Annotated in this window: 22 protein-coding genes and 1 riboswitch; of the genes, 6 read left to right on the top strand and 16 right to left on the bottom strand. The window is 48.4% G+C overall.

What is annotated here, in order from left to right:
* Nucleotides 1–86 precede the first annotated feature (86 nt).
* From J5W02_RS03650 to J5W02_RS03615, 8 genes are all read right to left on the bottom strand, one after another.
* Complete coding sequence (locus J5W02_RS03650) at nt 87–722, bottom strand: DUF1905 domain-containing protein (protein ID WP_219964277.1); 636 nt, start codon at nt 720–722, stop codon at nt 87–89.
* 38 nt (nt 723–760) lie between these two features.
* Nucleotides 761–1,810, bottom strand: a complete 1,050-nt coding sequence (locus tag J5W02_RS03645; protein WP_219964276.1) for a GNAT family N-acetyltransferase — start codon at nt 1,808–1,810, stop codon at nt 761–763.
* Between the two features lie 368 nt (nt 1,811–2,178).
* Entirely contained in the window at nt 2,179–2,760 is a 582-nt protein-coding gene (locus J5W02_RS03640) for a helix-turn-helix domain-containing protein (RefSeq protein WP_219964275.1), read from the bottom strand.
* A gap of 109 nt (nt 2,761–2,869) precedes the next feature.
* On the bottom strand, nt 2,870–3,520 hold the full coding sequence (locus J5W02_RS03635; protein WP_219964274.1) for a CatA-like O-acetyltransferase: 651 nt from the start codon (nt 3,518–3,520) through the stop codon (nt 2,870–2,872).
* Between the two features lie 475 nt (nt 3,521–3,995).
* A complete protein-coding gene (locus J5W02_RS03630) occupies nt 3,996–4,850 on the bottom strand; it encodes an IS3 family transposase (protein ID WP_219964273.1) in 855 nt (284 codons plus the stop codon).
* A complete protein-coding gene (locus tag J5W02_RS03625) occupies nt 4,847–5,137 on the bottom strand; it encodes a transposase (RefSeq protein ID WP_219964272.1) in 291 nt (96 codons plus the stop codon). Before J5W02_RS03625 ends, J5W02_RS03630 begins: the two co-directional genes overlap by 4 nt.
* 365 nt (nt 5,138–5,502) lie before the next feature.
* Nucleotides 5,503–7,446, bottom strand: a complete 1,944-nt coding sequence (locus J5W02_RS03620; protein ID WP_219964271.1) for an oxidoreductase — start codon at nt 7,444–7,446, stop codon at nt 5,503–5,505.
* Between the two features lie 117 nt (nt 7,447–7,563).
* Nucleotides 7,564–8,457, bottom strand: a complete 894-nt coding sequence (locus J5W02_RS03615) for a LysR family transcriptional regulator (RefSeq protein WP_219964270.1) — start codon at nt 8,455–8,457, stop codon at nt 7,564–7,566.
* Nucleotides 8,458–8,691: 234 nt separating this feature from the next.
* Here J5W02_RS03615 and J5W02_RS03610 point away from each other — a divergent pair, with 234 nt between their 5' ends.
* Together J5W02_RS03610 and J5W02_RS03605 are read left to right on the top strand one after the other, a co-directional pair.
* Nucleotides 8,692–9,903: an MFS transporter gene (locus tag J5W02_RS03610; RefSeq protein ID WP_219964269.1), complete on the top strand. Its 1,212-nt coding sequence runs from the start codon at nt 8,692–8,694 to the stop codon at nt 9,901–9,903.
* Nucleotides 9,904–9,983: 80 nt separating this feature from the next.
* On the top strand, nt 9,984–11,417 hold the full coding sequence (locus J5W02_RS03605) for an SLC13 family permease (RefSeq protein WP_219964268.1): 1,434 nt from the start codon (nt 9,984–9,986) through the stop codon (nt 11,415–11,417).
* 95 nt (nt 11,418–11,512) lie between these two features.
* Here J5W02_RS03605 and J5W02_RS03600 read toward each other — a convergent pair whose 3' ends face one another.
* The 7 genes from J5W02_RS03600 to J5W02_RS03570 form a co-directional block, all read right to left on the bottom strand.
* Complete coding sequence (locus tag J5W02_RS03600; RefSeq protein WP_219964267.1) at nt 11,513–13,171, bottom strand: recombinase family protein; 1,659 nt, start codon at nt 13,169–13,171, stop codon at nt 11,513–11,515.
* A complete protein-coding gene (locus J5W02_RS03595) occupies nt 13,155–14,819 on the bottom strand; it encodes a recombinase family protein (protein WP_219964266.1) in 1,665 nt (554 codons plus the stop codon). The genes J5W02_RS03600 and J5W02_RS03595 overlap by 17 nt, the downstream gene beginning before the upstream one ends.
* 125 nt (nt 14,820–14,944) lie before the next feature.
* A complete protein-coding gene (locus tag J5W02_RS03590) occupies nt 14,945–15,130 on the bottom strand; it encodes a hypothetical protein (RefSeq protein ID WP_219964265.1) in 186 nt (61 codons plus the stop codon).
* 539 nt (nt 15,131–15,669) lie between these two features.
* A complete protein-coding gene (locus tag J5W02_RS03585) occupies nt 15,670–16,095 on the bottom strand; it encodes a sigma factor-like helix-turn-helix DNA-binding protein (protein ID WP_219964264.1) in 426 nt (141 codons plus the stop codon).
* Nucleotides 16,096–16,591: 496 nt separating this feature from the next.
* Nucleotides 16,592–16,676: riboswitch (cyclic di-GMP riboswitch) on the bottom strand.
* Nucleotides 16,677–16,720: 44 nt separating this feature from the next.
* Nucleotides 16,721–17,353, bottom strand: a complete 633-nt coding sequence (locus J5W02_RS03580) for a cytidylate kinase-like family protein (RefSeq protein WP_219964263.1) — start codon at nt 17,351–17,353, stop codon at nt 16,721–16,723.
* A gap of 56 nt (nt 17,354–17,409) precedes the next feature.
* The gene (locus tag J5W02_RS03575) at nt 17,410–18,756 is read right to left on the bottom strand and encodes a radical SAM protein (protein WP_330659655.1); all 1,347 of its coding nucleotides are present in this window, start codon (nt 18,754–18,756) and stop codon (nt 17,410–17,412) included.
* A 15-nt stretch (nt 18,757–18,771) separates the two neighbouring features.
* Entirely contained in the window at nt 18,772–20,229 is a 1,458-nt protein-coding gene (locus J5W02_RS03570) for an MDR family MFS transporter (protein WP_219964262.1), read from the bottom strand.
* A gap of 182 nt (nt 20,230–20,411) precedes the next feature.
* Between J5W02_RS03570 and J5W02_RS03565 the strand changes: the two genes are divergently transcribed.
* A complete protein-coding gene (locus tag J5W02_RS03565) occupies nt 20,412–21,050 on the top strand; it encodes a TetR/AcrR family transcriptional regulator (protein WP_219964261.1) in 639 nt (212 codons plus the stop codon).
* A gap of 256 nt (nt 21,051–21,306) precedes the next feature.
* Here J5W02_RS03565 and J5W02_RS03560 read toward each other — a convergent pair whose 3' ends face one another.
* On the bottom strand, nt 21,307–22,821 hold the full coding sequence (locus tag J5W02_RS03560) for an MFS transporter (RefSeq protein ID WP_219964260.1): 1,515 nt from the start codon (nt 22,819–22,821) through the stop codon (nt 21,307–21,309).
* Between the two features lie 224 nt (nt 22,822–23,045).
* Here J5W02_RS03560 and J5W02_RS03555 point away from each other — a divergent pair, with 224 nt between their 5' ends.
* The 3 genes from J5W02_RS03555 (at nt 23,046) to J5W02_RS03545 (ending at nt 24,896) form a co-directional block, all read left to right on the top strand.
* Nucleotides 23,046–23,384 (top strand): winged helix-turn-helix transcriptional regulator, encoded by a 339-nt coding sequence (locus J5W02_RS03555; RefSeq protein WP_219964259.1) that lies wholly within the window; start codon nt 23,046–23,048, stop codon nt 23,382–23,384.
* A gap of 188 nt (nt 23,385–23,572) precedes the next feature.
* Nucleotides 23,573–23,995 carry an RrF2 family transcriptional regulator gene (locus J5W02_RS03550; RefSeq protein WP_219964258.1) on the top strand — a complete coding sequence of 141 codons (423 nt, stop codon included), beginning with the start codon at nt 23,573–23,575 and terminating at the stop codon, nt 23,993–23,995.
* Between the two features lie 28 nt (nt 23,996–24,023).
* Nucleotides 24,024–24,896, top strand: a complete 873-nt coding sequence (locus tag J5W02_RS03545; RefSeq protein ID WP_330659670.1) for an EFR1 family ferrodoxin — start codon at nt 24,024–24,026, stop codon at nt 24,894–24,896.
* Nucleotides 24,897–25,106: the final 210 nt, after the last annotated feature.

Raw genomic sequence — 25,106 nt, 5'->3', positions numbered from 1 at the left:
CAAGTTCCTCCTCATTTGCCAGCGCACATGGCTTGCAGTATAAGCTATGGGTAATTTCTCAAATCCGGATGTAACGGCTGTACAATTTACGGCAGCACAATTTCAAGGTAACAGGTCGTTTTGCTCAGGTCTATGTCGGTTGCTCCGCAAAATGCTCCTTTGTACCAAAGCAAGAAACTGCTATCATTGTACACAATACAGCATTGTGGAAACCGGACTGCTTCTTTTCGAGGGTATACAGCCTTTTCCGCATAAGCAATTCCGTAGTAATCCAGTGCCTCTAAAATTTTCGACCATGAAGCATGGCTTTTCCCCATGAGAGATACTACATCCGCCAGTCCGACCCCGGCCAGCATGGCCACGCAACAATGTCCGCAGAACCCCGGTTGAATTGGAATTGTTTGTATTCTGTCGATTTTTCGAACTGGATTCTCCCTGGAATACGGGCTGTTATGGTTAATCCTTGACAGGGAAGGAATCAGCTCCAACGTGACATCAAATTCTTTTTCCTGCGGCAGCGCGCTCGCGATCACTTTTCCGACCGGAATCCAGTAAAATCCGCCGCCCTTTGGCACCAATTTGCATTCAAAGGAATTTTCCTGTATGCATACGCTTGAAGGAATGTTGCCCTTCAAGCCGGTTCTTTCCCACATATTTAGCGGTATAGGCGCATAATAGCGGTTTCCATTCACGCGCAGAGCGGTTCGAAACGCAAGTATCATGGCAAGAAACCTCCATCTTTCCGTTCGCTGTTCTCAATTTACATTTTTCTTGCTGGCGTGCCGTCCGGCACAGTCAACCCCAACTTCTGACACGGATAGTCAAACACAGTCACTTCCTCCCTGGGGGCAAAGCCAAGCGCTTCATAAAACATCCGTGCGACTTTGCCTTGGACATCTCCTTGACGGTAAGTCGTAACGGTAAGCTGCGTTCCCACAGGAAACTGAGCGGCCGCTGTTTCCACAAGCTTTTCTGCAAGACCTCTGCGCCGGTACTTCGGCGCGACCGCCAGAAAGTCGAGTTCCCGCCGCGCTTTGGAAAAGAGCAGCGAAGCTGCGATCTCCCCATTGTATCGAATCACCCACGCCTCGTTGCGCTGAATGTATTCTGCAAGCCGCTTTTCGTAGTCCGCTTCTTTAAGTCCGGGGAACTCTTCTTTGACTTCATGTACCAGCGCCATCCATCCGGGAATATCATCAAGGGTCGCCGGGTAAGGGATGCGCAGCTCCTGCTCGTCCATGGGCATCCCCATGAGCAAACTGATTCCCCGCTTGAAATCTCCCCTTCGCGCAACATATCCGTTGGTATCTTCATGCAAAATAGAGCTGCCCACACCATGGGTCAGATACATGGCTGCAGCCTGGGGCGCAATCGCCGGAGCGATTCGATAATAGCCGCTCTGAATTTCTACCACCTGCAAAAGATACGGCTCAATGATCTCCAGCGTGTGCTCCCGGATGGCCCAGCGCACGGTTCGATGGAGCTTTGCAGCATATTCTGCGCGAAACTTTGCCGTCTCGCGTTCCATGTACTCAAAAAAGTCCTGCATGACCCGGCAAGGGTTTCGGCGGCCGTGGGCCACAATCGAGGCAAAGTCCGCTTCATAGTGGGCAAAGAATCGATCAAGGACGCGGTCGAACGCATCATCTTTGCTGTCAAAATAATAATAAAATAGACCAATCTCGCCACCTGCTCGGGTCATAATGGAGCGCACCGAAGTGCCGTCATAACCCTTCTCAAAGAAGCATTCATATGCCGCGCTGACAATGTCATTGTACTTCCCGCCGTCCGTAGCTGCTTTTCTTGCCATCGTATCCATCCTCCGATTGCTGAATATTGCTCAGCAATGATTATAATACATTCGTGCGCAGGTTTCAAGTCCATTGCTGAATATTGCTCAATTTTTTCATGAGACGCAAACTTCGATTGCCAACGATCGGAAATCCAAGCAGTGAACCGCAAAGCAGAGAGTCACTATGCCAAGGAAATTCTACTAACCGGCAAGCAATGCCTGTGTCATAACACAGGCTCCGTTTGCTTGTTGAAAACAAGCTCCAAGCCCCTTTTCACGCACAATGCTTGTACGGCAGCGCATCCTTCGGATGCTTCATTTTCTATTCATAGCCACAAGGAGCCATTTTGCAAAAAAGGGGGGGATAACTCTTCAAAACGACTTTCTTACACCGTTTCAGAGAATAGACCATGCCTGTTACAGAACACAAGAATTTTTCCGTGTCCGGCTCTGCGGAAGCGTATCTCCGGCGTTTGCTCTGGATAGAGTTTTCCCATTTGAATGTGACTATCTGTGATAAGCGCGATAAAGGAAATATAGTGCCCCTTATTCATCGGGTGATCCAAATGCACAAACAATTCATTTTCGATATATTGGATGCAAATCTTATGTTCTGCATCCGGTGTTTCTGCTCCAAGAACCGGCAAGCGAATACCGCAGCAGGTAAAGGCACCTTCGCCCATCGAATGAATCACATTGCTGCAGACAGGGCAGACATAGAATTTGCTTTTTTTCATGTTTGCGGAGATGTTGCTGTTTTTCGCAATATCGCCGCTCAATAATTCCAGAACAGAAACAGACAGAGCATCTGCCAGTTCTGATAAGATGCTGATATCCGGAAGCCCCTTGTTTGTTTCCCACTTCGAAATCGTTTTGTCAGATACGATCAGTTTCTCTGCCAATTCTCTTTGTGTGAGTTTCTTTTTCTCTCGTAGCTTTTTGATTGTCTCACCGGTAATATAAGTCATATTGTCTTTCCTCCAATCAATATGAAAAAGTACACAGGGGAACCCAGCCTATGCATTGTAAACCCCTTCTCCCGCTGAAAATTATCCTGGAGCCAGTTCTCTGCCATCATCATAAATAGCATTCAAAATGGACCATATCCGATTTCAAATCCTCTAAGAATCGGCTGATATGCCAGCCGTCTGTTGTCGCATGATGGCATGTCAATGAGAGCGGCATCCAGAAACGCCCATCGCGCTCAATCACTTTTCCCGCCTCCACAGAAGGAAAATAGTAAAGCTTATTCTCGTAACTGTGGACCGCGAAATGTTCAAAACCGATCCACGGCACACAAGAGACTGTATACGCATTGTCGGGTGGTGTATGTGGCACTGCAAGAACGCCGTGATGATCTCGGTATAGACGCTGATTTTCTAAATACTGACGGTTGAAATCAGAAAATTGCTCACTGTATGGTACCCACATCAAGGAAAAAGTGTGATCATCCTCATGAAATGATGCATACAGTGGCGTCAATTCATTGTAGTATCCGAGAACGCCATCTTTCTCTGCAACTTTGAATTCTACTTGCCGGTTCAGATTTTTTGTGACGAGCCAAAGATAGGCTGGGAAAAATTTCACCCCTTTCTGGTGGGTCGTCTTCCACAACGCTGTAACATCCAACTTGACCGTCATAGAATATCCTGTGGGTGCCATTTTAGAAAAATAGTAAAATACTTGTCTGCGAGGCCAGCTTTGTAAATCAATAGATGTAAATATCATAAATGTCATCTCCTTATACATACCATACCGTCTGGTGGAGCATTTCACAACCAACGCTTCGTAGAGTTGATCTGCTTTTATGTGCACCATCTGCTTGGCATTGAACGATGATACACGCAATGGCATTGGAAAAAACAACGCACCTATTAAAGGTACTGGGTAGGAAAATTGACCAGATTTATTTCCAGATTGGAAAGCAAATCAGAAGATAAAACCTATGGATTTATATTCCAGCCTGAGTATCAATACTTGCTGTAAGCCAGCGCCCTGCAGATGTGAGCAAAACCATTTTAAGCCAATGTAATGTTCTTAGGTTAACTAAATGAAAATGATAAAGACGTTATCAAAAATCTTTTACCGGATTCTTTAATAAGTACATCGAATCAGGCCCTTATTTCTTGAAAAGCGGAACTGCTGAACTGCCCCGCGGGAAATAGACAGGTAAAAGAAAAGCATATCGTAGAATATCTTAAAATTACGCAGGTTGACATCGTTTTTCAAATGGTGTCAGCCTGTATTTTAGTTGCAAACGTTCAAAGTTGTAGAAATGGATATAGTCGTCAATCAAAACTTCAGCCTGATCAAATGTCTGAATCGTCTGTCGGTAGATGCACTCTGTCTTGAAAATTGAAAAGAAATTTTCCGCCATAGCATTGTCGTAGGGGTTACCACGCCTTGACATGGAAGGCGTAATGCCATATTCTTTAGTCAGGTTAAAATATGCTTGAGAGGTGTATTGAAACCCTTGGTCGCTGTGGAGGTGCAACTCCCCGGCGACCGATTCTTTTTCCATGGCGGAGCGGATGGTGTCCAGAACAAGCGCGATTGTCTGCTGTCGACTGGTTTTGTAGGCTACAATACTGTTGTCAAACAGGTCTCGAATCACCGAAAGATACAGAAATCCCTGCTGGGTAGGTATGTAGGAAATGTCAGTTACCCATTTGGAATTCGGATGTTCAGCTTTAAAATTTCGGTTCAGCAAATTGGCATAGCGATGCAACTGTTCACCACATGGATGGTACTTTTTTCTGCGGATCTCACTGAGCAAATCATATTTACGCATGACCCGCAGCACGGTCTTCGGATTGTATTGTAGATGCTTTTGGCGGGCCAGCCAAAGATGGACATAGCGATAGCCGTGAATTTTCCCTCTTTTAGACTGACACTCCTGGATGAGTTCCGCCAGTGGCTGGTCCTTGTCCGGACAACCTTTGCGATCAAGGAAGGCATAATATCCGCTACGGGAGACCTCAAAAAAACGGCACATGTCCGACACAGGATATTTCTTCACAAATGTGTGAATGATTTGATATTTCAATCTTGGCTTCACTTCCTTCCAACGGCTGACAGAAAATTCCGTAGCAGTTCGTTTTCCATTTTCAGGCGCTTAATAGTCTTTTCTTGTGTTTCCGGTTTCGTGTTGGGACGGCCTTTCGGTAACGGAGCTTCATGGCGAAGTTCTACTTCTTTACGCAGCCCACACCAACTCTGTATCGAATAACGGCTAATTCCATATTGCCGGCTCAATTCACACACACTTGTCCCTGTTTGATAAGCCTTGATAACGGTTTCTTTCGTTTCTTCACTATACCTTTGCATTCCTTTTCTTCCTGACATGAGAAAACCTCCAATCGTAGTTATATCCTACGACTAGAGGCTTTTTCTTTCAATGTCCATTTTTCACGGTTCTGTTCACTGCTTCCGCTTTTCATCTATAAATTGCCTGATTTCAGCCACCAATTCTATTCCAATCAGCGCACCTTTCGGAAGTGCGGAAACCTCCACACAGGAGCGTGCCGGACCTGTTAGGATCAGAAAGCATTGCAGAATTGACGTGTAATGTGCCATGCCACGCAAGGCATTATAATTTGCTTAACAGCTATATTTTATGCAAAAAGCCGAGGCAGCTTACACTTTTTTGTGTGGCTGCCTCGACCTTTTTTACAGTAATCTGCTTTGCAGCAGCTCTTTCAGGTTCTATATTAAAAAATGTTATACCCGGCCATATGCCCGGTGCTGACGGCGTTTTTCAGTGTGCCCATACGCGTCATGCAGTCTCCGACCATGACAACCTGGCAATCAAGCTCACGGTAGAGCTGTTCGCCGAGCGCTGTGTCAGGTACCAGTCCGAGCGCGAGAACCACATTGTCGCATAAAAGCTTACGGGAGCCGGCTTTTGTGCTGACCACAATACCGTCGTCCTGCACATCCTCCAGCTTAGTCTCGCAAAGAAGCTCCACATGAAGCTCGTCCAACTTTTCCATCAGTGCCGACATGTTCATCGTGCTACCGCCGGCGCCGATTAGACTGCGCGGCTGCATATCAATGATCGAGACCTTCTTGCCTTCCTCTGCAAGCAGCCAGGCTGTTTCGCAGCCGGACAGGCCAGCTCCCGCAATGACGACCCTGTCGCCCAGGGAAACGTGTCCAAGCTCAACGTCACCGACCCAGCAGACATTCTGTTTATCCCTCAGGGCGGATGGATAAATCGGATTGCTGCCGTTGGCCACGATAACCACGTCATAGCCGCCAGCTTTCAAAATTTCAGCCGTGGCCTCAGTGTTTAACAGGACCCGTATGCCGGGAGTGGACAGAATGTCGCGGGAGGACCAGTCGATGTAGCTGCGGTTATCTCTCTTGAAGCTGGCCATGGAGGCGATTTCGAACGCACCGCCAAGATGGTCGGCCTTTTCGTAAAGAGTGACCTCATGACCGCGTTTAGCTGCCACTCGAGCCGCCTCCATTCCGCCGGGGCCTCCGCCGACCACGGCAACCTTTCGCCTGCCCGCGGGTGCGGGTATCTGCGAGAAGATGACCTCCCGAGCGTTTTCGGCATTGACGGAACAGCATGTGGGGAGAAGGTAGGTGTGCGTGTTGTTGATACACTGGTTGCATCTCACACAGGGGCGGATGCGGTCAGCCTGGCCCGTCATTGCCTTGCGGGGCAAATCGGGATCGGCATAGAGTCCGCGTGCCATGGCCACGAAATCAAGCTTGCCTGAGGCGATGGCCTCCTCTGCTTGGTCGATGGTAACGGAGCCGACCGCACAGACAGGGATATCCACTTGCGCCTTGAGTTTCGCGGCGTTGTCGAGATTGATACCATGCTCAAAATACAGAGGCTGAAACATATACGGAGCCAGACGATGGACGTTATGCAGACCCTTTGACACATGGATCACGTCGATCCTGTCCTGAATGTGCCGGACGAACCACACCAGCTCGTCAAACGTCGGGGAATTCGGAACCATATCTTCCAAGCTGATGCGGTATTCGATGTTTAGTCTGTTTCCAACCTTTGCGCGAATCGCATCCAGAACCAGATCGGTAAAGCGCGCTCTGTTTTCCAGCGTCTGCGTGCCAAACTCGTCATCACGGTCGTTAAAAGCTTTGGAAAAGAAGGCCGCGGAAATTTGACCGTGCGCGCCGTGATAGACAATGGTGTCCACGCCAGCCTTTACACAGCGCTCGGCGGCTGTCGCGAAGTCCTCCGCAATCCTTTCAATTTCGTTAACGCTCATGTCGGAGGGCATAATCTCTACGGCATTCTTGCCCTTATCTCCTCGATCGGAATAAGCCTTGATCTCGCCTTTGGCAACGGCGAATACTTCGACGGCGGCCTTGCAGCCGTACATGTGGGCCATGTCTGCAAAGCGGGCAAGAGCGATGTGCGACGAATCAGAACCGAGACGCAGCATGAATCCGCCGCGCACCGCGTCCAGCGGGTCGCGGTTGACCGGCGTACAGCCGATGGTGATCTGCGCTGCGCCACCCTGAGCAAACTTCCTGTAAAATTCAATAAATTCAGTGCTCATCATGTCGCCGTTCGGAGAAATGTGCGGATTCTGGGGCGACAGAAGAATACGGTTTTTATATGTGAGCCTTCCCACGCGAATAGGCTTAAACAGATGTTTATATGCTTTCATAGTTGCCTCCGTAACAGATATTACACTCAACAGCCTCTCACCGCCATTGTTATTATTGTAACAAACCTTCCGAGATTGGCAAACATGAAAAAGTTATCCGGCTATGCCAAAAAGGAATCACGCATCAGAAGAGTCATACTGCTTGAACCACTTCTTGACAAACTGAATGAATCGATTGGTTTCCACTTCCGTATTGGAGCTGAGCCAGGCGATGCACAGGCTCTCAAAAGACCCAAAGCCTTCAATGGGCACATATTTCAGCTTTCTTGGCTCAAACGCGTCAAGCAATTTCGGCAGCAACATAACTCCTGCGTTGGATTCCGCCATCAGCAGCGCAGACTCCATTTCGGAGGCATGGTAGGTAATGTTTGGCCGAAAGCCCAGCTGTGCCCACTGCCTTTCCGCTTTGGAGCAGAGGCCCGGAGAGGCGGTGACGTCCAGCGATATAAAATTCATATTTTTTAGTACGTCGCGTGTAATCATGTCAAGTTTCGCGGCAGGGTTCGAAAGACTGACCGCGAGATTGATGGGGCAATCAAGCAAATGGTAGCTTGAGATGTGAGGCACCCCCTGAACATGCTCATAGGGCGCAAAAATGATGTCCTGCTCATGAGACAGCAGCGACGGCAGGATCCGTTCAAGGCCGACGTATTGGTAGGTCATGAAGATATCGGGATGAAGCTCCGTGTAATTTACCGCGATGTCGGTCAGCAGACGCCTTTCAATATGACCCCTGTAACCGATCCTCATTTTTTTCTTTCCCATGATCTGCGACATATGGATGTCCCGGACGGCATTGTCGCACATATGGAGCACTTCAGAGGCGTAGTTGAGAAAAATTTCTCCCTGTTTAGTCAGCTCAACACTGTGTTGGCCGCGAACGAACAGCTTGCAATTCAACTCGTTTTCTAGATTTGCAATTTGTTTACTAATAGCAGTCTGCGCCACAAAGCACTCTCGGGACGCTTGGGAAAAGCTGTGGCAGTTTGCAACCGAAACCATGTATTTCATTTGCTGTAGAGTTATTTTTCAACCCTTCTTTCATGCGTGTGACCATTGCATATGGTCAAAACATATTTTGCACCTACCTATATTTAATCAAAACTTTTTTATATTTGCAACAACAATTTGGAATAGTGTCATATGAAAATGATATTGTTCAAAATTTAACAAATGTGTTAGAATGCATCTGCACCTAAAATAGCTCTCACTCACCACATAAAACATAATGAGGAGGACATATTTGTGGAAACAAGTACCAAAAATATTACAACACGGGCGGTAGTATGCGGCTGTCTGCTTGCTGTACTCCAGCAAGGGAAACAGTTTATCCAGCCCGCGCTTTCTCTGATCAGTGAAGCTTTCCCAAATCTCTCAATCACAACCATCCAGCAGCTGATCAGCGGTGTCGCGCTGCCCACCTTGATTGGCGCACTGCTCGCTGGGCCTTTGAGCCAGTATATATCGAGAAAGAAGCTCGCGCTCATTTCCTCTGCTATCATCACCATTGGCGGGTTTGGCCCTCTTTTGTTTATCGACAACTTTAATGCCATCTTAACGCTGCGCCTGTTTATGGGCCTTGGTCTTGGCATGGCCTCTCCCTGCGCCGTTTCCATCATCGCCACCTATGTAAAGCCCGATAAGGCCAACAAGTTTATCGGAGTCAAGGAAAGCGTGGCAGCGATCGGCTCGTTTTTAGCAACCATTATCGCGGGTTGGCTGGCGGAGATTACCTGGACCGCGGTGTTTTACATGTATCTCATTGGCGTTCTGGTTATTGTACTGGTCTTGATCCTGCTGCCTGAGGATAAGCCGGTGGCCAAAATCAAAAAGAGCGGTGAAGTTACTGAAAAATTCAAGCCGAACATGTTGCTCATCACGGCCCTGTCCTTTGCTTTTCTATACATGGTATTCTTCAACTCCATCGGCCTGAACATTGCACTTTATATGAAATCCACGGGTCTTGGAGGAGCAGCTAAATCCGGCCTGGTCTCTTCTATGGTGTCTCTCGGATCAATCGTAGCGGGCTTTGTTCTCGCGTGGCTCGTCAAGATCTTTAAGAAAGGTACGCTGGGGGTTGGCGCAATCTGTTTAGCAGTGGGCTTTGGCCTTCTCAGCGTCGCACCCAGCATCGACGTCTGCCTGATCGGGGCCTTCTTTATCGGCCTTGGCAACAATATTTGCGTAGCGCAGGGAACTTACTTGTGCACGAAGTCCACAAACCCCAATTTCTATGTGATGACAACAGGACTGTTTGTCGCCGCTATCCATCTTGCTCAATTCATTACGCCTTATGTTGTTAACCCGATCGCGGAGGCCTTCAACGGAGGAATGGATATCTACCGTTGGAAGTACGGCTTTGTGGGCGTAATGGAGCTGATAGTAGGCGTGATTGCAATCGTCGCCGTGGGCTATGCTATAAAGAAATTCGAAGCGCAAGAAAGCAAAGCATATTAAGCGATCCGGTTTCTTTTGCAGGGACAGCACTCGTTGCCGAAGCGAATTTTCTGGCAGCGGACAAGAGGTAAGATGAACTTATGAAAAACAACAAGAACGGCTACTTATTGAACAGTGTAATCACCATGGGCCTAATGCTCTTTCTTGGATACCTTCCGGCGCCGAACCCGATCACCCCCATGGGGATGAAAATTCTGGGCATCGTTCTGGGCGCGATATACGGCTGGAGTACTGTAGATATGGTTTGGCCAAGCATCGCGGCACTGGTGCTGCTTGGCTGCAGTGGTTACACCACCGTCAAGCAGGCATTTGCGCTGGCAGTGAGCAACGATACGGTGCTCTTCGTCTTTTTCTTGCTGCTGCTGAGCGGGATTATGAATCAAACGGGAGTGGCAAAAGCCATTGCGCTTAGAATCATTTCATCGAAAAGAGCGGAGGGGAAGCCATGGCTCATTACACTGCTGGTGCTGCTCTCCGCCTATGTGCCCGCGATGGCGGTGGGTGGTCTCCCAATTATGCTGATCTGCTGGAATATTGTGTATCAGATTTCGCATGAGGTAGGCTTCAAGCCGCAGGACGAATGGCCCTCTCTCATGTTGTTCGGGGTTGCCATCGCGTCTACCATAGGCATGTGTTTTTTTCCGTTCCAAATCACGCCCATTGGAATGTATGCCATACTGGAGGCGGTTGACCCGACCAAAACAGTGGCGTATCTTCCGTATATGATCTACTCTGGCACTTTTTCCGTCCTGATGTTGCTGGGATTTTACGGATTTATGCGTCTGATCGCACGTCCATCGGTGTCGCCACTGGAAAACTATAAGGTACAAAGCGGCACGGAGTCTTTTTCTTTCGAGCAGAAGCTGGCTCTGGGAGCCATGCTTCTAATCATTGTTCTGCTCTCCTTTCCGAATCTTTTTCCAGATTTGATGTTGAGTCAATTGCTCAAAGCGATCGGTAATACGGGAATCGTTGCCTGCGTAGTCGGGGCATGCCTTGTGTTTAGGAAGGACGGAAAGCAAATTTTTCCAATCGACGCCATTGCATCCAAGGGGCTCATATGGGGCATGTTGTTTATGTTCAGTACGGCACTGTGCATTTCCACAGCCCTTACCAGTTCAGAAACAGGGATCAGCAAATTTCTTATTAGTAAGCTGTCCGTGGTGTTCTCAGGAATGACACCATTTGCTTTTCAGGCCTCCATGCTGCTTCTGGTGCTGATCGCTACCAACTTTCTCAGCAATCCAGTAGTTGCGGTGATTTTTATCCCCATCGCCTATAACTTTGGGAAGCAGATCGGTGTTGACATTCTGGTTATTATGCCCTCCATGATCTTTCTAAATCTACTTGACTTCATGCTTCCCTCGGGTTCTCCTACCGCCGCAATCATCTATGGCAACCGGCAGTGGATCACGACCCGTTCGATTATTCGGTATTCAGCCGTCATGATGATGCTCGCTTACCTGATCGTTACGGTAATCGGAATACCGCTGAGTTCACATCTGTTCGGATAACAACAAGAGCGACCAACCGCTATTTCGTAGAAGAACATACATTATCCGGGAACGTCGTGCTAAAAAACACTCAAAACCTGTAAGACGGCCTATTTTCATTGCATATCAAGTTCCCGGTTGACCTGCCCGACAAAACGATAGAACACTTTAACATCCTGCCTGCGCTTTCCGTCAACAACGGTGCGTTCACCGATTTCGATGTGGTCTATCAGCTCGTCGATGGTTTCCCGGTCAAGTTCCTGTAAGTTCAGATATTTACGTATCATTGCCGCCCAATTCTGAATGTCGGCAGCATCCTGATCGGATTTTTTGACTTCGGACAGAAGCACGTCAAGGCGTTCCGCTTTGACAAGGCGCTCCTGTTCGCTTTTCGTTATCAGCACCGAAAAGGTGCTTTTGTTGACCGCTCCGCTAACCTTGTCCTCATAGAGCTTTGCGGTCATACTCTCTAGCTCCTGCAAGCGGCGGCGCAGTTTGCCGATTTCCTGATGGGTGTTCGCCATGCGCTGCTCATCATGCTGCGCCATCCGGCGTTTGAGCTTCTCCACCGCACCGGCCTCATCCAGAGTGACGGCCTCGGCGTCCGCTTTGATTTCAGCCATCACAATCCGCGCCAGCGTCATTTCGTATATCCGGTGCCAGGAACAAACGCTCCGGCCCGACTGGATGTATCTCTCACAGCAGTAGGAAACATAGCGTTTTACGGTGCCATTTTTACGGCGGTGTGTCTCTGTACTCGCGCCAAGGGGACCTTTGCAATCGGCACAGACCAGCTTGCCGGAGAAAAGACTCCGGGTCGGCTTTCGGTTGTTCTCAACGCGGCGCTTCGCAGCCTGATTGATTTCCTGTACGGCCTCCCATTCTTCCGGGATAACGATTGCTTCATGAGTTGCCTCGCACCGTATCCACTCGGATTCCGGCTTATAAATCATCGTGCCGTCCTTATAAGAACGGGAGCCGGTATAATTCATAAGCAGGTTTCCAAGGTAGACCTCGCTGTTCAGAAGATTTTTTACGGTTGCGTAGGTCCATATCTGAGAGTAACGGCATTCGCCGGTTCCGTACAGGCTGTGCCAATAACCGCGCGGAGAGAGGATGCCGTCCTGATTGAAAGCGGCGGCAATCTTGCCGTAGGCCACGCCGCCCATCCGCATGGAAAAAGCCCTGCGCACTACGGTGGCGGAATATTCGTCGATCACCAGCTTGTGCTTATCGTCCTCGCTTTTGCGGTAGCCGTAAGGGGCATAAGCGGAAAGGAACTGCCCGCTTTTCATTTTGGCGTACCGCACGGACTTGATTTTGTTGCTTAAATCCTTCAAATGGTAGTCGTTCATCAAACTGCGGAAGTGGAGCATATCGGTGTTGTCGCCCTCCGTGTCCAGACAGTCCAGCACGGAAACAAAGCGGCACCCGATGGAGGGAAACACAACGTCCGTGTATCGGCCCACCTCTACAAAGTCGCGCCCCAGCCGGGACAAATCTTTGACGAGGATCAAATTGATAGCGCCTTTCCGGGCGTCCTCCAGCATTTCCAGAAAACCGGGGCGCTGGAAGTTGCAGCCGCTGTAACCGTCGTCGGCGTAGGTTTTTACCTCCGTCCATCCGTTCAGCATCACAAACTTGGAGAGGATTTCCCGCTGATTTTCAATACTGGCGGATTCGTCGGCGGGGATGTAGCTTTTCGCCTTTGCGGAATTGGAAGCGTCGTCCACGCTCAGGCGGCAGTAGATGCCGACCTTATATAGCTTTTTCATAACGCTCCCTCTTTTCCTGCGTCAGCGCCTCGTCCACATTCCCGACGTAGCGGTAATGCACCTTAACGTCGCAGACGCGAAGATCGCCCTGCTTTTGAGTTTCGCCCACCTCAATGCGGTCCACCAGCTCAAACAGGATGGTTTCATCCAGCTCCGTGATTTCCGTATAGCGCCGGATGATATCCGTCCAGCGGTCAGCGTCCTGCCTGTTTCCACGCTGCGCCCGGACCTTTTGCTCCAATTCTGGGATGGCGGCGGCTTTTTCCGCGCGCTCGGATTCATATTTCTGCATCAGGGTCTGAAATACGGTCTGCGGAATAATGCCCTTGCATTTGTCCTCATAGAGATTCTGCATCAGCTTTTCCAGCTCCGAAACGCGGACGGTTGCCGTTTTCAGCTCCTGTTCATAAGAGGACAGGCGGCTACGGGTTTCCTTATCCTTCAGACGGGTGATCTGCGCGATGAGCCGGTCCCGGTCGTACTCCGCGTACTGTGCTTTTTCCCGGATATCCGCCAACACAAGACTGTTTAACGCATCCTCATAAATCATGTGGACGGTGCAGGCGGTTTTCCCGCTGCGGCTGTAATTTCCGCAGATGAAGGAGTGAAATACCTGCGTATGGCCGTCGCTGTACTTGCGCGTCTCATTGTGGGACCGCATTTTGAAGCCGCAGTCGGCACAGTAGACAAGGCCAGTAAAGATGCTTTTTCGGCCTGCGGCGGCGGGAGATTTCCGCACCTTCTTTTGGTCGATGCTGACAACCGTGTCCCACACACCGCGGGGAATGATTGCTTCGTGAGTGTTTTCCACCCGTATCCATTCATCCTCCGGCTTGGTTACGAGCTTGCGGGATTTATAGGAGAGCGTCCCATGCTTGCCCTGTACCATATTACCAATGTAAACCTCATTTCGGAGGATAACCTGAACGGTGGTATTGGCCCACTGATGGTTGACTTTACGCGGGTCGCTTCGCCCCTTGCGCTGATAGTACAGCACTCCGGGCGGCTGAATCCCATCCTCGTTGAGCGCGACGGCAATGGACCAAAAGCCCATGCCCTGACAGCGCATGGCGAAGATCCGGCGCACAACCGGCGCGGTTTCCTCATCGATTACGAGGTGGTGTTTATCCGTAGGGTCACGCTTGTAGCCGTAGGCGGGATAGGTTCCAAGAAATTTTCCGTCCTCCGCGCACGCTTTCTTCACGGCCTTGACCTTTTTGCTGGTATCCCGGCTGTAGAACTCGTTAAATAAGTTCAAAAAACACATGACATCGGTGCTGCCGTTGGTGCTCTCCGTGTCGATGCCGTTGTTCAGCGCAATGAAGCGGCACCCAATGGAAGGAAAAAGGTAATCCGTATATTGCCCGAATTCAATGTAGTTTCTGCCGAAACGCGACAGGTCCTTGACCAAAATCACGTTGATGCGCTTCGCTTTGGCATCCTCAATCAGACGCTGGACACCGGGACGGTCGAAATTCGTTCCGGTGTATCCGTCGTCGGTATATACGTCGATTTCATTCCAGCCGCGCTCCCGGACATACCGTTGAAGCAGCAGCTTTTGATTTTCAATGCTGGCGGATTCGCCGTCACGCTCATCGTCGTTGGACAGTCGGCAGTAGATGCCCACGTTGTATGTTTTTGCGATCATCTATCTTTTACCTCCCGATTATCTTAGCATCATACCCCGTGCGGTTTTATGGCTCTCGGACATCATCAGGATAACGCGGGAGCTTTCGCCGCGCAAGGATGCGGCTGGCCGAGAGGGTTTTATTGTTAAGAAACAGAAGGGACGCGGGGCGGTGTAAGCTCTGTCATGGCGCGCCGGACGGCGAGCTGCTCCAGCGTATGCCCCAGGTCCTTTTCTCCGGAAAAAACGCTGGTCACGCGATACAGCGTATTCCCGATCTTGATCTCCTTGTAAGAGGTATTTGCTTTTCCGCATGGTGTGGCTTGTTCCATAAAGAGGCACCTCCATTCCAAACCATACCCATATAAAAGATGACAGCCGCGCCGATTTCAGGTTAAAGCAGCCATACGGCTGGCGAGTTTCGGCGCGGCTGTCCCTTTGTTTTGATTTGCTTTTTATGTTTACAGACATTCCGGACGAACAGGCGGCGTACCTGTTACCATAGGGATTGCACCTCCCCCCATTCTGATGGCGGGCCGTTCTCATTGCCTGCGACGGTTTTATCACGCTCGGACTGTGACTGAACGGAAGTTTCATTACATACAGATGATTGCCGCAGAGCCGCCCTGCGTCCAAAAGACGCTGCTCTGCCTGCGGCGCTGGTGTTTTTCGCTCCCTTTCCGTTACGCTGAAATCCAATCACCCTCTCCCGCGCAAGAAAAGATCGTGGCGCACCCGCCGTCCGGCTCCCTGTATGCCGCTGCTTGCGGTATGTATCCGGCTTGTCCCTTATGAAATTTTCAAGGTTCAGTGAGGAATAAAAACAACTCCCTCATAAGCCTTTTCATTTTTGGGGCAAAAGTAAGTGAGCTTAGAGGGACTTTTTCAAAAACTTTTCCATGTTTTCAAGTCCCCGGTCGATAGCGTCACCGACCACAGCCTTACTGACGCCCTCGGCCTTGGCAATGGCGCTTTTGCTCATCCCCAAGAAGTAGTGAGCATAGATGCGTTTGGCCTGCTTGTCCGGCAAGGCGGCGATAGCGGCATGGAGCTGCTCAACCGTCACTTTGCGCTCATAGATCTCGCAGGGGGACAGGGACACGAACAGAATGTCGTGCTCGATTCCGTCGCCGCGATCCAGAGAGTAATACGCCTTATGGCGGTATCTCCGCAGATAATAGGCAGCTTCAGCCCGTTCAGAAGAACCCAGGAGCGCCGCAACCTCGTCCGGCACTTCAATAATGCAGTCGGTGCTGTAAAAATCGGGGTAGTATTTCCGCAGATTGATTTTGACCATTTTATATTCCTCCATTTCGATTTTTGGGGTTGGCAAATCGAAACAGAGGTGGCGGGGAACGACAACGGGCTAAATCATCTTTTGGCTCGAAGTGATAAGGCATGTCATGCGATACCGCGAGAAGAAACAAAAAAGCACCTGTGCGGGGAGGCCCCCGCAAGGTGTTGGATTGAAAATGAGCGCAGTATTCGCCCACGATTATTTCTGAAACTTTTTTGAAGTTGTAAAAGATTAGGCTGTCAGTTAAGCCAAACCATTACGGCAGGGTAACGGTTCCTCCCATAATAGAAACAACGACTTAAGGCACATAAAAGCCTCCTGTTCCAAAGTCTCGATAAAAATGAGCACAATTATTACGCTCTCCGTAATCTTGTTTTTGAAAAAGAATACGGCGGCTTTACTCGCAATTTTAGGATATGAACTTTTGCGTTGGGTCAAATTGGCTAGATGCTATAAAAACACAAAGAGGTCAAACCTTCGCGGGTTTTGACCTCTTTGTTGCAACTCGGCGGTCATAGTTTAAAAACCGTAGACCCGTGGCTTTGCGCCGCCGTCTTTCGACGGGTTTGCTAACAATATTTACTTTTCTCTTGTCAGCTAGCGTTACAATTTTCGTGGAAACCATTTAGTGAGTACTAGATTTATGCTCTAACGCGTTTTGAATAATTGTTACGGAATTGTCTAATCCGATTTCTGATGTATTGATGCAAATATCATAATACTTTAGATTCAGCATGTCGCAGCCGGTATAACTCTTTATGTATCCCTGCCTTTCTCTGTCGTTTTTTTCAATAACTTTGCGTGCATCGGATTCCGAGACTTTGTAAAGCCCGGATACTCTTTGAATGCGCTCCTTCATGTCCGCACATACGAATACCCTGAGATGGCAAGGATGATTGCGTAAAATGTAATTGCCGCCGCGTCCGAGAATGATGCACGATTTTTCGTCCGCTATATTTTCGATATATTGCGTTTCCAAGTCGTAAAGTTCCGTATCGCTTAGTATGAAATCCGGCGTAACCATGGAAATTGGTTCGGCTGAAATAGCTCCTTCGCGGAAAAAGACATCCCAGAAAGAGGATTCTTTTTCTTCTCGATCTTCAATATCTTCCTCCGGGAGATTAAGAGTATCGGCAACTCTTTTTAGTATCTGACGGTCGATAAAGGGAATTGATAGCTTTTCAGATAGCTTATTCCCAATATACGCTCCTCCGCATCCTAACTGGTGACTGATTGTGATGACATATTTCTTTTCCATACTAATTACTCCCCTTCTTCTCCTTATAGGTTTTGCCACATACCAATCACTATAAATTATTCATGAGGAGAAGCCCACAATTTATCCGCAAAGGGCTTCCAATTTTCGGCAGCCGGAATCGTTTTGGCGGTCAATTCCTCGACCGTTTCGCTATCTTCGAGCTGAGTGGAATGGGCACCCGACTTGTTGACCATTTCCCGAATTTTTTCGGGGTTGTCAAACATCGGGCAGGGACGCAGGTGGTTCTCGTTGAAAGGCTGGCTTTTCTTGTATTCCATGAACAGCGGAGAGCGCAGAGCATCGATCAAATCCACGTCCTTGATGTTGACATTGGAGTAATGAATAAACGCGCAGGGTTCCACATCGCCGCCCGCGTTGATATGTAAGTAGTTGCGGCCGCCAGCAATGCAGCCCTTGACATACTCGCCGTCGTTCCAGAAATCCATGAGGAAACATGGTTTGGTCGCGCGGAATTTCCGCACCTGATGGTACATGAATTCCCGCTGTTCCGGCGTGGCAATCAACTCAGGCACCGCATCCTTACCAATCGGCATGTAGGTAAAGTACCAGCCGAATTTGCATCCTTTGGCGATCATGTCATCCACCCATTCCTCGCTTCCGACGACCTCCGTATTTTTGCTGTGGTAGCAGGTAGAGAACCCGAAGATGATGCCGTGCTTTTGAAGGATATCCATCGCATCCATCACTTTTTGGTAGGTGCCTTTTCCGCGCCGCATATCTGTTTCTTCCTCGTAACCCTCCACGCTGACGGCGAATGCGAAGTTTCCGAGGCGTTCCACTTCCGAGGCAAACGCATCGTCGATCAGCGTCGCGTTGGTGAAGGAAAGAAACATGCAGTCGTCGTTTTCCTCCGCGAGCCGGAGGATTTCATCCTTGCGGACGGTAGGTTCGCCGCCCGAAAGGATGTACATGTAAATGCCAAGCTCCTTGCCCTGCCGGATGATCTTCTGCATGGTGGCATAATCAAGTGAAATACCCTTGCCGTACTCTGCCGCCCAACATCCGGTACAGTGCAGGTTGCAGGCGGCGGTCGGGTCGAATAAAATGGCCCACGGCACATTGCAGTCGTACTTTTCTTTGCTTTTGTCAATGACGGATTGCCCGACCATACCGGCGTTGACCATGAAATTAATCAGAAACTTCTTTTGTGTGGTTGGATTCAGCTCATTGAAATACCGTTGGATCAACTGATTCCAGTTATTTTCCGGGTCTTGGGCGATTTCGCGGAACATCTGCAGCGTGTTTTGATAATAATCGACTTTTTTGATCTTTTCGGCCCAATCAATTATTTTGGGCAGATTTTTCATGGGATCCTTCGCCATGTACTGATACGCCTCGTTCATGACGGCAGTACTGACTAATTGTTTGACCGATTTCATCATAGTTTTACTCCTCCTTTATTCATCTGCGATGTCTTTTGCAGTGGCATCTTCCGGCTCTGGTTTTTTACGCATTGTCAAAAGCAGTGTGGGAATCGCCGCTACCACAGTAAAGCCGATGGCCCACCAGAAAGAGATGTTGAACGCATGGGAAATCGCGTGAAGATCGGAATCGGCGTGGCCCGTCATCTGCTGCTGGGCAACGGTCGCGAGAATCGCCGATCCGAAAGCTCCGCCAATGGTCTGAAAGATTCTTGTGGCGATGCTTGCGTGAGGAACCTGCTCCCTTTGAAGTCCAATGTAAGCGGACGTCATGATGGAAATCAGCAAACCGCCAAGTCCCGCTCCTCTAACCAATAAAGCAGCGGCCAAAAGAATGAGATTTGTGTCCGCGCCCGCAAAAGCAAACGGCACTGTGCCGACCGCAATAGCGGCGAGACTCACCAACACAATATTACGCGAACCGTCGCGGTCGGCTACCTTGGCCGCCCAACTTCTGGTCAGCAGCATACCGATACCCTGAGGAAGCAGCCACAGCCCGGTATACAGAACACTTGTACCGCGTACATTTTGATAATAAAGCGGAAGAATCAGCAAAGCGCCGTTTGTAATAATGCCTGTCAATATCAGCAAAATATTCGACGCGGAAAAATTAACGGATTTGAACAGTCTCAGATTCAAAACCGGTTCCCGTTTCGTGTTTAAAGCATAAATGACATACAACGCCATCAAAACGACACCGATAATCAGAGGGACATAGACAGCACTACTGCTTAATCCCCCATTTTTGGCAATCTGAGCAATGCCGTAAATTAGAAGGGCAAACGCGGGAGAGAGCAGAAGCATACCGATGATATCAAGAGAAGCTTTCTTCTCCAATAATTTGTCGGCCGGGATTCCCCAGACAGCCAGCGGGATCGCTACAATACAGATCGGGATATTCACTAAGAAAATTGCTCGCCAGCCGAGGCCGTTGACGATTATTCCGCCCAAAACCGGCCCCAGAATCGGCCCGAGCAGAGCGGGAATACTGACAATCGACATGATCCGCCCGAGGCCATGTCCTCCTGAAAGCTGTACGAGCTCTGTTGTTAGCACCGGCATCAATAATCCCGCGCCGACTCCCTGAATTACCGCAAAGCCAATCAAGCTTTGGATGTTCCATGACAGCATGGCAAGCACGGAACCAACCAGAAAGACCGCCAATGAAAACATGTAGGACCGTTTACATCCAAATCGTTTGGTGGCCCATCCCGAAATTGGAACGGTAAGCCCCATCGCCAGAACGTATCCGGTTGTGATCCACTGCACGGTAGAAATGGTTGCTTTCATATCAGCCGCTATTGTTTTGATCGCCACATTGACCATCGTCGAATCAAAAAGCGGAGCAAGGGCACCGACAACCAGAATAATGGCCGCCCTGAGTACGATTGGGTCGAGCTTATCCTGCGATGATTTTACGTTTGTTGCACTCATGAGAAAACTCCCTTCACATTATATAAGAAACATTTTGCGTTTCTTATATAAATATGATATAATAAATGCAACTCGAATACAATAGTCATTCTCAACATAGAAACAAGAAACTATAAAGGTTTCTTATGTGCATTTCTACAACAAAAGTATATTTATTTCTGAGAGTCGGAGGGAAATAACAGATGGACGGACAAAAGAAAGGCATGCGCCGCCGTGGGGAAGCTCTGGAAGATGCAATCCTGCTTGCCGCCTGCGAGGAACTTTATGAAACGGGCTATACACGTCTGACGATGGAAAGCGTCGCAACGAGGGCAGGGACAAATAAGGCCGTCCTTTACCGCCGATGGGGCAACAAGTCGGAGCTTGTGATTGCCGCCTTGCATAAATATGTGCCGAAAATCACGGATGAAATACCGAACACCGGAAACCTGCGCGACGATGTGGTTACCTATTTGCGGGGACTTACCGCACCGCTGAAATCCATCGGCGCGCAGACGATGAGAGGACTTATGACGGAACCGCTTGTGGGCGGCTCTTTAATTGCGTCCTTGCCGCAGGTCATCCAGCCGAGATCGGAGAGCAAACTGATGGTGGCTATGACGGCGATTTTGAAAAACGCGGAGATTCGAGGAGAAGTCTGCTTTGAAAAATTGTCGGCCCGAATTATTTCGTTGCCGCTCGATTTACTGCGGTACGAGCTGATCACGATGCAGGAACCCATATCTGACGAAGCCATAACGGAGATTGTTGACGACATTTTTATGCCGGTCGTCCGATCGAATAACCAATCGGCGGAGAACAATGATAATGAAGATAACTGAAATCTTCCGCGCAACAACTCCTCCCATATAGGAAGCAGCGGCTTCTGGAACATAAGAGTCTCCTGCTCCAAAGGCGCCAGTTGAAAAAGAAAGCGGTGGATTTGTAATAAAATCAAAAACCGCCGTCTGGCAATTTAAATTTTGGGGATTTCTAACCGCTAAAGCAACGGCTTGTTAAAGACAAAAGGCTGATTTCTCTTACGCATTTTTATTTTGAGTTGATTGCGAAAGACTGTTCGGAAAAGCGGATGTACAATCATGATGATTCATTCTCCGCCTTTGGCTTTAAACCAATAATAGCGACCGCCATCGCAACCGTTACAAGCCCAATCACGAATGTACTCATATGGTATCCCGACAGAAAAGCAGACCTAAAAAGCTTTTCAATGGAATCCAAGCTGGCAGGTATTGCCGTCGGAACTGAGGAACCGTTGCTTGACCAGATGGCTTGCGCTGTTTTCGCGCTCTCTGATGAGGATAAGTGATAAGGGGAAAGCGCGCTTGACAGAGAATTTAACGCTTCTGACGATATGATAGAGCCAATCACCGCAACGCCGAGCGCAACCCCTGTTTGCCGCATCGCGTTAATCGTAGCCGACGCCATCCCGGAACGTTCACGAGGAACCGACGATAAAAGCGCCACCGTCGTGGAAGGAAGTGCAAATCCGATGCCCAACCCGTTTATCACAGTGAAAACGGCGATAAGAGCATAATTGGTATCCGCCTCAAAGAAGCACATTCCTAAAAGTCCAATGCCCATCGAAAAATATCCAATCAGCATAGGGATGCGCGGTCCCAGCTTACTCGTCAATTGTCCCGCAAATACAGCGACAATCGTCTCAGCTGCGCAAAGAGGTAATAGCCGCAAGCCCGCCGACATAACCGAATATCCGTGAATCTGTTGGAGATACAGCGAGATGTAAAGGGAGACTGCGAAGGACCCAAACCCAATGACAAAGGAGGCCGCGTTCGGTATGGCAAAACTCTTATCAGAAAACATCCTGATTGGGAGCATCGGCTTAGGTTGCTTCATTTCCACACGGACAAAAATGAGAAACGCAATGACCGTGATCCCCAAACTGATCAGGGTGACAGGGGATAGCCAGCCATACCCTCGCCCCGTGATTAAGGCAAACGACAGCGAACCGATCCAGACAATACTAAAAATTTGCCCGGCAGGGTCCAGAGAGGTTTGCTCCGGGTCGGACGATTCGCTGGCGGACGCCTCTCCCAAAACAAGCGTGATGATTCCGAGCGGGATGTTGATCCAGAAAATGCTGTGCCAGCCGAGAAAATTGATTAAAACGCCGCCAAGCACCGGCCCTAATGCTGTGCCCAAGCTTCCAAACATTCCCCACCATCCGATGATTTTTGCTCTTTCCCTAGGCTCCGGATACGCCTGAACGATCATGGACATCGTGCCGGGCATCAATAATGCGGCGGAAATTCCCTGAACGACGCGCCCGATTAATAGCATTGTTATTGTGGAAGAAAACCCACAAATTGCCGAACCGATTGTAAAAAAAGCAACGCCTATAAGCCAGAAACGTTTGCGTCCAAATCGATCACCAAGTACGCCGCCTGTTAACATAAGGCAGGATAAACACAGAACATAAGCATCGGTAACCCATTGCACCCCGGATAAATCCGTTTTAACACTCCTTTGGATTGCGGTCAAAGCAACAGAAATAATACTCATATCGAGCAGTGCTATAAAAAGCGAAAGAAACATCGCGATCAATAGACACCGCTTCTTTGTCCGAATTGACATAGTGAAACCTCCAAGCTCTCTTTTCTTAAAATATTAAATTACAGATTGAGACTTTACAGATGGCCTTATCCGCACAGAAAATATAGTTCACATACCCTTTCCTCCGCTTTTCTTAATTGATGATTGACTTCTCTGCTTGAATTGTATATTATTGTTTTGAAAAAGTGAAGTATGCACTTTATTGTTATATACTAACTGGAAAGTAAGTAAGGAGTGATGGCGCTATGGTAACGGATGGGCATATTACAGAAAAAGATTGCCCCATGCTTTATACATTGTCAGTTGCAGGTGGGAAATGGAAGTGGGTCATATTATTTATCATTTCTGAGCATAAAGTAATACGTTATGGTGAATTAAAGGGTAAACTGCCGTCGATTGCACATAAAACTTTAAGCCAGCAGCTAAAAGAACTGGAAAGTTGCGACATCATTCATCGAGAACAATATAATCAAGTTCCACCAAAGGTAGAGTATAGTCTGACGGCAAGAGGGAAAACGCTGATTCCTATATTAAGACTCATGTCTCAGTGGGGAAAAGAAAACAGGGATTTGGGAGAAATCTAACTTGTTGACTTTGGTCAGTTAACTTTAGAAAATATCCAAGAAACAGGCGCAATATCTCTGATATACGGATTTTACGCCTGTAGATTTAACTTGTTTTCAATTAATGACTATAATAGGCCTGTTGACAAATAGACAAAAGAGATATATAGTTTATTAAGACATTGTCGGTGGTTCGGAGGGAAATACAGATGGCATACTCAACAGCATTTTCACAGGCGGTTTCAATTCTCCTGCTTATCCATGTAAAAATGGAGGAATTCCGGTTTGAGTTTGTATCCGCCAAGGTAATTGCCGAATGTCTAAAGGCTCCCGTTCCAACAGTGGTAAAAATATTGAAGAGCCTTAATGCTGCGGGTATTACCACAACGAAGGAGGGGGCTAAAGGCGGGGTCCTTTTGGCGAAGCCGATTTCGGAGATCACCTTGTTGGATGTATTTTTGGCAATTGAGCACGGAACGCCTTTGTTTAAAACACAGCTTGATTATTTTATTGAGAATCCGCAGGTCGACGATTTAAAATCAAAAGTGATAAACTGCCTGCAGGATGCAGAAAAGGCCATGAAGGATTCATTGAAAAATACTACGCTTGCCGATATCTATAAATTAAGGTGATAGGTCTATCTTATCCCATTAACTAGATATACTAAATATTAATTTTATTAGAAAGAATGGGGGCTTTACAACGAAAAAGGTTATTTACTATTTTTCCGGGACAGGAAACAGCATGAGGGCCGCTTATCGAATCGCTTCCGCGCTGACCGACACCGAGATCATCTCCATGCGCTGCGACCCCGCCGAGGTCCCCGCAGCGGATGCCGACATTATTGGCTTCGTCTTCCCGGTTTACTTCTGGACGATGCCGGAAGCGGCGGTTAGGTTTATAAAGGAGCTTAAAATTAACCCCGGCGCGTATATCTTTGGAATTTCTACGCTTGCCGCTATTAATGGTCACAGCTTTGAAATGCTGGATCGTTTACTGAGGCAGAAAGGGTCATCCCTCTCTTATGGCAGAACGTTGCACAGCGTCGGCAATTCGATGGTGACCTATTCCCCCATGCCGTTTCCAAAGCTTTGGGTTCCCAGAACGGAGAAAAGGCTCACCGTCATTTCGGCTGAAATCGCTAAACAGAAATTTCGAAAATATCCACGGGCTTCCGCTCTGATTCGGATGATGTATTCATCGAGTGAGAAGTATACCAACATGCTGCACGAAGCCGACAGAGGTTTTGTCGTTACGAATAAATGCGTGGGTTGCGGCACCTGCACAAAAGTTTGTCCCTGCAATAACATTTTGATGAAGGATGGGAAGCCCTCCTTCATGCATCAATGCAATTTCTGTATGTCGTGTGTCGGTTATTGTCCTAAAAAAGCAATCAATTATAAAGTCAGTCCGGAGATGAAAGAAAAATATCCCTTCATTAGGAATTTCAATCTAACCGAAAAACGGAAACGGTATCACAATCCCCATGTCTCAATCGCAGACATCTCGGCCGACAGAAATTACATAGAATAAGATAAGTTCTGATTTATTCCGTTCTATCAGCATGAAACTTAAATTAATCTAGGAATACGGCCCGAGGCTGGACCTTGATGATCAAGCGAAGGAGGTGAATAATTCATGCATTACATCCTATGCCAGTCGTGTGAGCCAGACGGATTGTGATTGTAGATTCTTAAAAGACGAGTTTATTCAGCAGTTTAAAAAAATGATACAGAAATGAGG

The sequence above is a fragment of the Caproiciproducens faecalis genome (assembly GCF_019448085.1).
Taxonomy (GTDB): Bacteria; Bacillota; Clostridia; order Oscillospirales; family Acutalibacteraceae; genus Caproiciproducens; species Caproiciproducens faecalis.
Note: the sequence above shows the minus strand (reverse complement) of the source record. Positions and strands in the feature narration are given on the sequence as shown.